This window comes from Halalkalibacter kiskunsagensis, from assembly GCF_037027555.1.
GTDB classification, from domain to species: Bacteria; Bacillota; Bacilli; order Bacillales; family Bacillaceae_D; genus Halalkalibacter; species Halalkalibacter kiskunsagensis.
Map to the genome: position 1 here is coordinate 16,091 of NZ_JAXBLX010000056.1, position 12,569 is coordinate 28,659.

8 protein-coding genes are annotated in these 12,569 nt (G+C 40.2%); all 8 read right to left on the bottom strand.

The window, feature by feature from the left end:
* Nucleotides 1-237: 237 nt before the first annotated feature.
* Nucleotides 238-3,111, bottom strand: coding sequence for an excinuclease ABC subunit UvrA (uvrA, locus tag SLH51_RS21625; protein WP_335963609.1), 2,874 nt, complete (start codon nt 3,109-3,111; stop codon nt 238-240).
* A 7-nt stretch (nt 3,112-3,118) separates the two neighbouring features.
* Nucleotides 3,119-5,098 carry an excinuclease ABC subunit UvrB gene (gene uvrB, locus SLH51_RS21630; protein WP_335963610.1) on the bottom strand — a complete coding sequence of 660 codons (1,980 nt, stop codon included), beginning with the start codon at nt 5,096-5,098 and terminating at the stop codon, nt 3,119-3,121.
* 480 nt (nt 5,099-5,578) lie between these two features.
* Nucleotides 5,579-5,803: a DUF2198 family protein gene (locus tag SLH51_RS21635; protein WP_335963611.1), complete on the bottom strand. Its 225-nt coding sequence runs from the start codon at nt 5,801-5,803 to the stop codon at nt 5,579-5,581.
* Between the two features lie 135 nt (nt 5,804-5,938).
* Entirely contained in the window at nt 5,939-7,126 is a 1,188-nt protein-coding gene (locus SLH51_RS21640) for a PDZ domain-containing protein (RefSeq protein ID WP_335963612.1), read from the bottom strand.
* Nucleotides 7,127-7,422: 296 nt separating this feature from the next.
* Entirely contained in the window at nt 7,423-8,886 is a 1,464-nt protein-coding gene (locus SLH51_RS21645) for a S41 family peptidase (protein WP_335963613.1), read from the bottom strand.
* Nucleotides 8,887-9,257: 371 nt separating this feature from the next.
* Nucleotides 9,258-10,610 carry a murein hydrolase activator EnvC family protein gene (locus tag SLH51_RS21650; RefSeq protein ID WP_335963614.1) on the bottom strand — a complete coding sequence of 451 codons (1,353 nt, stop codon included), beginning with the start codon at nt 10,608-10,610 and terminating at the stop codon, nt 9,258-9,260.
* A gap of 88 nt (nt 10,611-10,698) precedes the next feature.
* Nucleotides 10,699-11,592, bottom strand: coding sequence for a permease-like cell division protein FtsX (ftsX, locus tag SLH51_RS21655; protein WP_335963615.1), 894 nt, complete (start codon nt 11,590-11,592; stop codon nt 10,699-10,701).
* Nucleotides 11,582-12,268: a cell division ATP-binding protein FtsE gene (gene ftsE / locus SLH51_RS21660; protein WP_335963617.1), complete on the bottom strand. Its 687-nt coding sequence runs from the start codon at nt 12,266-12,268 to the stop codon at nt 11,582-11,584. The genes ftsX and ftsE overlap by 11 nt, the downstream gene beginning before the upstream one ends.
* Between the last annotated feature and the right edge of the window lie 301 nt (nt 12,269-12,569).

The following is a 12,569-nucleotide window of genomic DNA, read 5'->3' on the forward strand; positions in this document are numbered from 1 at the left end:
AAGTTGATTTTCACCTTTTTGAAGATAAATGAAGCAATGAGTGAAGCGCCGTTGTCTCTTAAGCCGGTTGAGCGACTTTCTCAAACGGCGCACGGCGAGCAAAGCCATTGCCCATTCAAAAAGGTTAATTTTCACCTTTTTAAAGATAAATGAAGCAATGAGTGAAGCCGCAGTTGTCTCTTAAGCCGTTTGAGTGACTTTCAGCCATTGCCTCTTTACCTTTTTGAACGCCTTTCTCTAATTCTTTTGCAATTCTTTTTCTCGAACCAATTCATCCATCCGTTGTTTATCTCGTTCTAGTATCGGTTTTAAGTAAATTCCTGTATAAGATCCTTTGACTTCAGCCACTTCTTCTGGCGTCCCTTGAGCAACCAATTGCCCCCCTTTGTCGCCACCTTCTGGTCCTAAATCGATAATGTGATCAACTGTTTTAATGACATCCAGATTGTGTTCAATGACAAGAACAGTGTCGCCGTTATCAACGAGCCTCTGCAGTACTTTTAACAAACGATCAATATCATCCACGTGAAGTCCTGTTGTTGGCTCATCTAAAATGTAGATTGTCCGTCCTGTTGCTCTTTTATGAAGCTGTGAAGCAAGTTTGACTCGCTGCGCTTCTCCGCCTGATAATGTCGTGGCTGGTTGTCCAAGTCGAATATAGCCTAACCCAACATCAACAAGCGTCTGAATCTTCCGGTTGATCTTCGGGATATTCATAAAGAATTCCAACCCTTCTTCGACTGTCATAGCCAATACATCGGCGATCGTCTTGCCTTTATACGTAATATCAAGCGTCTCACGATTGTATCGTTTTCCTTCACATACTTCACAAGGTACATACACATCCGGTAAAAAATGCATCTCGATTTTAATAATGCCATCGCCTCGGCATGCCTCACAACGACCACCTTTGACATTAAAACTAAAACGACCTTTTTTATACCCTCTCACTTTTGCCTCATTCGTCATGGCAAATACATCTCGAATATCATCAAACACTCCTGTGTAAGTCGCAGGGTTGGAACGCGGTGTTCGACCAATCGGCGATTGATCAATTTCTATAACTTTATCTATTTCTTCAAGTCCAATAATTTCTTTATGCTGACCTGGTTTGTCTTTTGCTCGGTGAAGTTTTTGCGCTAACGACTTATATACAATCTCATTAATAAGTGTACTTTTCCCTGAACCAGAAACACCCGTTACCGCCATAAACAAACCAAGAGGAAAGGTCACACTCACATTTTTCAAATTGTTTTCACTTGCTTTTTTCACAGAAAAGGAGCGGCCATCAGACTGCCGTCGCGTATTCGGAACAGGAATAAATTTTTTCCCGGATAAATATTGGCCCGTTAAGGAATCTTCATTGTTCATAATTTCTTCTGGTGTCCCTTGGGCTGTAATTTGTCCACCATGAACACCTGCTCCAGGTCCAATATCAATCAAATAATCAGCCGCCATCATCGTATCTTCATCATGCTCAACAACAATTAATGTATTTCCTAAATTCCGCATATGCTCAAGCGTTTCAATTAGGCGATCATTGTCTCGTTGGTGCAAGCCGATTGAAGGTTCATCAAGTATGTAAAGAACTCCCATTAACGAAGAACCAATTTGCGTAGCTAGACGAATCCTCTGTGCTTCGCCTCCTGATAACGAACCCGCTGACCGGCTTAATGATAAATAATCCAAGCCAACATTTATTAAAAAGCCTAATCGATCATTGATTTCCTTTAAGATCAAACGAGCAATCGCAACATCTTTATCTGATAACTGAAGTTGTTCAAAAAAAACTTTTGCATCTTTAACAGAAAGCGAGACAACATGTCCAATGTGTTTGTCCCCGATAAAAACAGCCAGCGCTTCCTTCTTAAGACGAAATCCTTTACATGACGGACAATGTTTATGAGTCATGTACGCTTCCATTTGTTCACGAATGTAATCAGAGCTGGTCTCATGATAACGACGCGAAATATTGTTTACGACCCCTTCGAATACGACTAAATTCTCGCGTATTTGTCCGAATTCATTTTCATAGCGGAAATAGATTTTCTCTTTGCCGCTACCATATAAAATTTTATCAAACAGCGATTCTGGAAGTTGCTCAACAGGAGTATCCATATCGATTTGATAATGATCGCATACAGCTTCAAGCAATTGCGGATAATATTGTGAACTAGTAGGCTCCCAAGCTGCAATGGCATTCTCACTTAAAGCCCTAGAACGATCGGGAACGACTAAATCCAGATCAACCTCAAGCTTATGACCGAGGCCATCACAAGAAGAGCACGCCCCGTATGGACTATTGAATGAAAACATTCTTGGTTCAAGCTCGGGAATCGAAAAGCCACACTCAGGACAAGCATGATGCTGACTAAACAGCAACTCCTCCTCTCCAATGACATCAACTAATACGCGCCCATCTGCTAACGCCAGCGCTGACTCTAAGGAATCCGCTAACCGAGTATGTATGCCGTCCTTGATCACAATACGGTCGATGACTACTTCAATGCTATGCTTTTTGTTTTTCTCAAGTTCAATCTCCTCGGCTACTTCACGCATCTCACCGTCCACACGGACACGGACGTAGCCTTGCTTTTTCATATCCTCAAGTACCTTCACATGTGTTCCTTTTCGTCCAGACACAAGTGGAGCAAGGATTTGCATCTTCGTCCGTTCTGGATACTCAACTAAGCGATCAACCATTTGTTGAATCGTCTGCGATGAGATTTCAACTCCATGTTTGGGACAGACTGGTTTTCCAATTCGTGCATATAACAAACGTAAATAATCAAAAATTTCGGTTACTGTTCCAACCGTTGAGCGAGGATTCCGACTCGTTGTTTTTTGATCAATGGAGATGGCAGGTGATAACCCTTCAATCGCATCGACATCTGGCTTATCCATTTGTCCAAGAAATTGACGGGCATACGCAGAGAGGGATTCGACGTAACGTCTTTGTCCTTCTGCATAAATCGTATCAAAGGCTAACGAGGATTTCCCTGAACCAGATAAACCTGTTAACACAACGAGCTTATCACGAGGAATTGTTACATCAATGTTTTTTAAATTATGCGAGCGTGCTCCTTTTACTACAATGTTTTCTAATGCCACCGTTTCCTCACCCTTCCGCTTTTAATTCAAGTACAAGGTCTCGAAGTTCAGCTGCTCGTTCGAAATTTAATTCGCGCGCGGCTTCCTTCATTTCCTTCTCCATTCGTTCGATCATCGCTTGTCTTTCTTTCTTGTTCAGCTTTTGCGTTGGTGCAGCATAATTCGTTGATTCTGTATCTTCTGCAACTTGAGTTGCTTGAATGACCTCTGGAATTTTCTTTTGAATTGTTTTTGGTGTAATGCCATGCTTCTCATTATGTTCTTGTTGAATCGTCCGACGACGTTTCGTTTCTTCTAAGGCCAAATACATTGACTTCGTTATTTTATCGGCGTACATAATGACATGCCCATTTGCGTTACGCGCTGCCCGACCAATCGTTTGGATCAAGGATCGATCAGAACGGAGAAAGCCTTCTTTATCCGCATCTAAAATCGCAACGAGAGATACTTCCGGAATATCCAGCCCTTCACGAAGTAAATTAATGCCAATTAACACATCAAACGTTCCCATACGAAGCTGACGAATAATTTCAATTCGCTCTAACGTCTTGATTTCTGAATGTAAATAGCGCACACGAATACCAATCTCTTTTAAATAATCGGTTAAATCCTCGGACATTTTCTTCGTTAAAGTTGTCACAAGAACACGCTCATTTTTTTCTGTGCGTGCATGTATCTCGCCAATCAGATCATCGATTTGTCCTTCGATTGGGCGAACATCAATAGTCGGATCAAGCAAACCTGTCGGCCGTATAATTTGCTCCACCATTTCTGGCGTATGTTCAAGCTCATATGGACCAGGTGTTGCCGAAACATAAACGGCTTGATGAACCTTTTTCTCAAATTCATCAAACTTTAATGGTCGGTTATCGAGAGCTGACGGGAGCCGGAAGCCGTGATTAACGAGTACTTCTTTCCTGGCTCTATCTCCGTTGTACATTCCCCTTACTTGCGGCAAGGAAACGTGGGACTCATCCATTATTAAAAGAAAATCCTCAGGAAAGAAGTCGATCAGCGTATACGGCGTCGCTCCCGCTTCGCGCAACGTCAAATGGCGAGAGTAATTTTCAATCCCTGAGCAAAAACCCATTTCAGCCATCATCTCAATATCATAACGCGTCCGCTGTTCGAGTCGCTGTGCTTCAAGTAATTTTCCATTTTCATGAAGTTCTTTCAAACGTTCTTCTAATTCAACTTCAATGTTGGCAATCGCCTTTTTCAGCTTCTCTTCACGAGTAACGAAGTGGGAAGCTGGAAAAATTGCGATGTGGCTCCGCTCGCCTTTTATTTCTCCAGTCAAAGCATCAACTTCGGTCATTCGATCAATTTCATCACCAAAAAATTCAACACGTATGCACTGTTCATCACGTGAAGCTGGAAAAATTTCGACAACGTCTCCTCTAACACGAAATGTACCACGTGTAAAATTGATGTCATTTCGGTCATATTGAATATCTACTAATTTGCGGAGAAGTTCATTACGGTCCAATTCCATGCCAACTCGCAACGAAACGACGAGATCACGGTACTCTTCCGGTGAACCTAACCCATATATACAAGAGACACTAGCAATAATAATGACATCGTTTCGTTCAAATAAGGCACTCGTTGCTGAGTGACGGAGCTTATCAATCTCATCATTTATACTAGCGTCTTTCTCAATAAACGTATCCGAACTTGGAACATACGCTTCTGGTTGATAATAATCGTAGTAACTGACGAAATACTCAACCGCATTGTTCGGGAAAAACTCTTTAAACTCGCTATAAAGCTGACCAGCGAGTGTTTTGTTGTGAGCCATTATTAAGGTAGGCTTGTTTACTTCTTTAATAACATTCGACATCGTAAAGGTCTTCCCTGTCCCGGTTGCCCCTAATAATGTTTGATGCTTCTCACCTTTTTTTAGACCTTCTACAATTTTTTTTATCGCTTCAGGCTGATCCCCTTCTGGTTGGTACGCTGACACAAGCTCAAACGTCTCACTCAATCAAATAACCTCCTACCGAACTGATTATAAGTACATGTATTATACCATAGAATACCAGTTATAAAGCAAACAATACGAACGTTTGTTTTTGTTTATAATTCACCTGACCAACCTTTCGAAGGCAGTATGCTCAAGTTGTCTTACGATTACTACTCTTCCTATTTTCAAGAATCTAGTTCTAAACCCGAAGGAGCTGAGTAGTATAAAGTAAGACCAAGTTCATTAATAACTACAAGGAGATGGTCATATGTCATCATGGTTAATCGCAGTTCTCGTAGTAGTGGCAATAGCTATCTTGGTATTCATGTCACTTAAGAGAAAACCAGAAACAGAAAATGATCTAGAGTCTTCTAAAAGAAGTTGTAAAACTTGTGAAAATACACTTCCCGTAAACTTTACTAAATCATTATGTCCACACTGTAAATCATTTTTAACATAAACATAGGAGAAAGAGAGACGTTGCTCACGTCTCTCTTTCTCCTACATTCCTGGTTTTTTCATTAGCCTTTTTCTTGCAACAGCAAGGCCTATGGCAAATGATATAAATGCAATTATCCCAACTACCCAAGACTGCTGATGTAAACCTAATACAAATAAGCCAATCATCCATGTCACGATCCAAGCACCAATAAGACTAAATGTAACTCTTGTGACGACAATCATTAACAGAAAAGGGATGACAAGGGCTAGGACAACGTCCATCATCCGGCTATTCAAACTCCTTTAATCAACCTTATTTTTCATTTCAATTATACCTTATACCTGCGATTGTTACGTATATTCTTGCCTTGCTTTCTCACCCTTTACAGTTACAACAAGAATATGAGTTTACAACTCATCTTAAATAATAGAATCCTGAAGATTCATATCATCTTTTATTAGCAAGACACCGAGCTGATGATGTTCTCCATCATAGAGAGCCCCTTGAGCAAAACGTATTTCTCCTTCATGGTTCAAGACATCCATTTTACAAAAAGCTGAATTGATTTGCAACGCTTCATAAAAACTGGTTTCCCCGCTTACCTCTTTGCCATTCACTTTGACAATTGTTTCGCCAACAGCAATGTTCATTTTATCAGCAGGGCTTCCAGGTAATACACCCAGAACAATACATCCTCTTGCTCGTGTCGAGAAAAAGGCTGGGCTTTTGCGATCACGATTTTTCGTAATAATAGTGAGAAGTTCTCTGCTCACAATTGCCAGAACCCCTAACACAATAGCTAACAACGGAAAAAAGTAACTACCAACAGCTAACAGCGCAAACAAACAACTTAATCCAATGACACGCAGGCCTGTTGTTTGTATTGGAAAAGCTGGAAGTGTCGACCGTACTTTTTGAAAAAATCCAATCAGAAATGGCACTAGTACTGGTTGCAACGTTGTATCAGCAATTGTAATAATTGGCCAAAATGACAACGTAGGAATGAGCCCCTCAGGAATAAAAAGTACAACAGGAACCATCCACAGTCTTTTAGCTCTATGTATCCCAACCCACTTTCCTCTTTTGCTTCTTTCAAGCAATGGCGATGTATATGTCGCTCCATTAATACGAATTAAGACTCCTTCTACGAGCATGAGCAAAACGAGTAAGGTCGCAACCACAACAATTGGAACTTGATCAAGAATTTGATAAAGTGGTGCAACCACTTCCCACTGAGCGAGTAGTGGTTTAATTCCATATAAAATTAACACAAACCCAAGTACAAACGTAGGAGTCATCCATCTAATTTGAAACGTTAACGCAAAAAGAATATAAATCACAGCCAAAACTGCAACAAATGGCAAAGTAATCGTCAAGCCTAGTGCCATCGTAACAACTGATACACATATTCCCATTAGTGTTGCTGATAAGAACGGAATCGTTATATCAGCCATTCGACCATAAACTCTTGTATGAAAAGCATTCCGTTCTTCTTTTACACGTTTACCGGAAAATAAATAAACAGCATATAATCCTATATACAAAAGCGGATTCACAATGAAATAAAGAAAAAAATAACCTAAACTTATAAAAATGTCATTTACCATAGTTGTATCTCCTTCAACTATTCTTTCTCCTTTAAACGTACCATACTTACGTAAAAAGGTACATCCTTCATAACGCGAAGGATGTACCTAATTAAATTCGACATGAACCCCATTTGTCCCTTTAAGATGAAAGTAAAAAGGGAAAAGCACCCTTTTTTTGTCAAAGGAGCAATGGCTTCGTACGTTGCACGCCTGTCTGAGAAGTTCGCTCAGATCAGGCTTAAAAGAAAGCAACGACTCCGCTCATTGCAAAGATGAAAGCAAAAAGGGAAAAGCACCCTTTTTGCTTTCATCTCTTAGTTTTCTTTTGCTTGCTTTATCACAAGTTCAATTGCTGTTTGAAGCTGGAGGTCATTTTCTTTTTCGCGAGCATGCTCAACAATTTGTTGTTGGATCAGTGAAGCTGTATCTTCATCGATTTCACCCGATGGCTCAATATTTTCTTCTCGTTGGAATGCAATTACAGCTTTTTCTGTCTGCTCATCAAAATATCCATCTGATCGACCTGGTTCATACCCAAGACCTTTTAACATTACTTGAGCATTTTTAATTTGTTCGCTCATCATATCTAAGCGAAACGGACCATCTTTCCCAATTGAAATAGGAGCTGTATAAAAGTAGTCTGGTTGCTTCACTTCCACTGTCGGCATAACACCTTCGCCGTTAATATCATTTCCAGCTGATGTTAGCCATCTAAATAAAGATAGCTTTATCTCACTTCCATCGCCGAGCTTAATTGTTTGCTGCACGGTTCCTTTTCCAAACGTTTGCTCACCAACCACATCATAATCTCCACCTTCAATTAAGGCAGCAGATAAGATTTCTGATGCCGATGCCGATGCACGATCTGTGATGCCGACAATCGGGTACGGTTTACGCTCATCCAGATTGGACATATAACGTACTTTTTCACCTTCTCGGTTCTCAATTTGAACAATTGGTTGTCCTCCTGGAATAATGAGTTTTCCAATATCCTCGACCGCATTTAAGTACCCCCCAGGATTCCCACGCACATCGATCATTAAACCATCAATGCCTTTATTCTCAAGTGCTTCTAATTTTTCTTGGAAGCGCTCCGCTGTATCCTCAGAAAATGATGTAATCTCAAGAAGACCGATTGTTATGCCGTCGCGTTCAATGACATCCGATCGTACTGTCTCAATCGGGATTACGCCCCGTTCAACTGGGATTTCAAATAAATCATTTGCCCCTGCACGCTCAATAGTTAAGTTTACGGTTGTCCCTTTTTCACCGCGAATTTGCAAAACTGCTTCATATAAAGAAAGTCCCTCAATTGAATTTCCATTAATTTCAATAATTTTGTCATTTGGCTGTAGACCTGCCTTTTCAGCTGGTGACTCACGGAATGGCGCAACAATTGTCACTTTTCCATCCGTCATACTCACTTCTGCGCCGATCCCTTCAAAATGTGAGCCAAGAGACTCGACAAATTGCGTTGCTGTCTCCTGATCCATATAAACGGAATAGGGATCTTCAAGAGTACGGAGCATACCTTCAATCGCTCCTTCAATTAGTTCCTGCTTATCCACATCATCGACATATTGTTCATGAATAATTCCTAGTGCTTTTTCAAACTTTTCTACTAATTCTTCATTAGAAAGTTCAGATTCGACTTGTCCATCATTTCCAGATGAAGCTGTATCCGTCTCAACACTTGGTTTGGCTGATTGAAAATAAAACCCAAACACACTTAATACAAGTACGGCTGCTACGATCATTAGAAACTGCTTTTTATTCATTTCTACCAACTCCCACTATGTCTAGAACATCACTTGCAGCCAACCCTTTATTTCCCTCTTCATTAGAGAAAGAGCAACTGATACAAATTTCATTAAAGTTGGCAACGGCTCCACTCGCTACACGTCTTTGGGAGTACCCCGCTCCAAGAGACATTAAACTTTGTAGCGACTTCGCTCATTGCGTCGAGGGTTTTCAAAAAAGGGAAAAGCTGACCTTTTTGAAAACCTTCTAAAAAACGTTTCACTTCACTTTATGATTTGCTTGTACATATTATGTTTCTATATTTATCCTCATTTTAGTCAAAGAATCAAAATAAGTCAAAACCCCACCACTCTTCTAAAATGAAGAATGATGAGGTTTAAAAATTGGTTTAACGTGGAATATACTTAAATGGGTCAACTGCATTTGATTTTGCACCATTCCAGCCACCTTCATGTACTTCAAAATGAAGATGTGCCCCAAATGATTGGCCTGTATTCCCCATGAGGCCTATACGTTGTCCTTTTGATACACTTTGTCCAGATGACACTTCTAGGTTCTCCATGTGAGCATATAATGTTGTAATAAGCTTGCCATTTACTTGGTGAGCAATCAAGACCGTGTTCCCATAACTACTAGAATAGTAAGCACGGACTACTGTTCCATCTTGAACCGCCACAATTGGTACGTCTCCTGTACGTCCATTTTTACCAATATCAATACCATAATGCATATTTCCGCCAGAAAAAGCACGTCTACCAAAAGTAGATGTAACCGAACCAGTAGTCGGGCGCATAAAACCAGAATTTGTTACAGCTGGCGTATCATGTACATTTCCACCTGAACCGCCACCTGAAGTTGAACCGGAATTGCCTCGAGATGCATTCTCCTGAGCTTGTGCTTGTGCTTGTGCTTGTGCTTGTGCTTGTGCTTGCGCTTCAGCTTGTGCTTCCGCTTCTTGACGCTGACGTTCTTCATAGTCTGCTAGTTCTTTTTTCAATGCTGCTTCTTGAGCACGAAGAATTTCCTCTGTTCCTTCAAGTTCACCAAGGTTTGCATGAAGGTCGCCTTCTTGTTGTTCAAGTTGATTCATAACCTTGTCTTTTTCTTGACGTTGAGATTCCAAGTCAGCCATCAACATTTCAAGCTCTTCTAAATGTCCTTCTAATTTCTCAAGCTCAATCTCAACTTGTACTTTTGCTTCCTCTAACTCAAGATGATCAGCAATATGAGCATCTAAAATATTTCGATCTTGTTGTGCAATAACTGATAAAGCATTGACACGGTCTAAAAAGTCACTAAACGTTTTAGCTCCTAAAATCACTTCTAAATAATTGACTGATCCGCCCGATTGATACATCGTACGCGCACGTTCTTTTAGTAATTCATCACGCTCTGCAATTCGTTCTTCAAGAACTTTAATTTCCTCTTGTAACTGCTCTATCGCTTCTTGTACTTCTTCGATTTCCGTACGTTTTTCACGAACCTTTTGATTCGTTTCGGCTACTTGGTGATCAATGCGCTGAATTTCGTCCGTCAATGCTTTCATTTCTTTTTCTAATTTGTTTAGTTCTGCTTCTGTTTTCTGCTTTTCTGCTTGTGCTTCTGACCGCTCGTTTTCGACGTCACTTATTTTATTCCGAAGTTCACTATTCGCCGAGGCTGTCTCACTAAATGAACCCCAACCGAAAGATCCAATTGTCAGTAAGACCGCTATCGTTATAAGCCCGACTTTCCTTTTCATTCAATTGCTCCCCCTTATTATGTAAATAACCGAAACGAATCACTAACCCTCTGCAAGATCGGTTAGTGGATTCGTTCTCCGTTATCTCTTACACTTTTAAAAATTTCCGTACCGACATCATACTTCCCCACACACCAATAAAGGCCCCAATTCCTACTAATAACCCTGCGATTTGCCATACATAAGGAAAAGCAGGTAATAGAGAGAAGAACATGATTTCAATTCGTGCTCCATAATTCGTAACTAAATAGGAATAACCGAACCCAATTAATAAAATCGGAATTAAAGCTCCTAAAATCCCTAACAAAATTCCTTCAATAAAAAACGGCCAACGAATGAAACCATTTGTTGCTCCAACAAGTTTCATAATTTGAATCTCTCGTTTTCTTGCAACAATCGTTAGTTTAATAGTGTTTGCAATTAAAAACATCGCGGTAAACATCATGCCAAGTACAAGCACTAAACCAATTGTCCGAACGAAGTCAGTAATCGTGAATAATCGCTCAACATAGTCTTGTCCGTAATTCACTCGCTCAACATTTTCTAGTGGTTCAATTGTAACAGCCACTTGTTCCGTTAATTGCGGGCTTGTCGCTCGCACAACAAACGAATCATTTAACGGATTTTCTGCTCGAATTGATTCAAATACTTCCCCAGCTTCATCTAAGCTATCGATTAATTGATTTAAACCTTCTTCTTTATCAACGAATGTGATGCTTTCAATATGTGGAAGTTTTTCTATTTCGGTAAGTAACTCATTTTGCTGTTCTTCCGAGGCAGTCAATTCAATATACACTTTGAGTTCAACATCATCTTCAATGCTTGAAGCGACATTGTTAACATTCATAATTAGCAAAAGAAAGACTCCAACAACAAGTAGCATTACGGCCACTGCACTGATTGAAGCAAACGTCATCCAACCATTACGACCTAAATTTTTTGTGCCTTCTCGAACATGACGTCCGAGGGTTCTAAGCTTCATAGCCGTAGCTCCCCCTTACTTCATCTCGGACTACTCGTCCACCTTCAATGGCGATAACCCGTTTCTTGATTGTGTTCACGATATCTTTGTTATGTGTCGCCATAATAACCGTCGTTCCACGGTGGTTGATATCATCTAAGATGTCCATAATTTCCCAAGCTGTATCTGGATCTAGATTTCCTGTAGGCTCATCCGCAATTAACACTTCTGGATGATTCACAATGGCTCTTGCAATCGCAATCCTTTGTTGCTCGCCACCTGAGAGCTCATCCGGCAAAGATCTAGCCTTATTTTTCAAATGAACAATATCTAGTACATCCATAACTTTTCTCTTTATTATATTTTGATTTTCTTCAATTACTTCAAGTGCAAACGCAACGTTCTCATAGACTGATAGAGTTGGAAGTAATTTAAAATCTTGAAACACTACGCCAATTCTCCGTCGCATTTTAGGTATATGTTTTTCTTTCAATGTTGCCAAGTTTGTCTGATCAATAAAAATATCACCTTTTGTCGGTTTCTCTTCCCGGTACATTAACTTAATAAAAGTCGATTTCCCTGCCCCACTAGGACCAACAACATACACAAATTCACCTTTATCAATGCTTATGGAAATCCCATTAATTGCCTTAACATTATTGGGATATGCCTTCCAAACGTCATTCATTTTAATCACAAATACTCACATCCCTGCATTTCTAGTAAGCTAACACTGCTGCACAGGATACTAGCTTGTCCGACAATTCGATGTAGAAATAGTAAAAAATTTCGCGTCTCTTGTCGTATCCTAAATCATTATAACATCTTAAAAAAAGAAATGAAGGACAATTATGTTACAATTTGATTTCATTAGAAAAACTTGCCCCTCACCAGGCGCATTAATAAAGAAGTAAACTAACGCCCTTCTACCATTTCCAACCGAAGCTTAGAACTCAGGTGAGGAGCTTAGTTTTTCTTACCTCCCACACTTCTTCCTC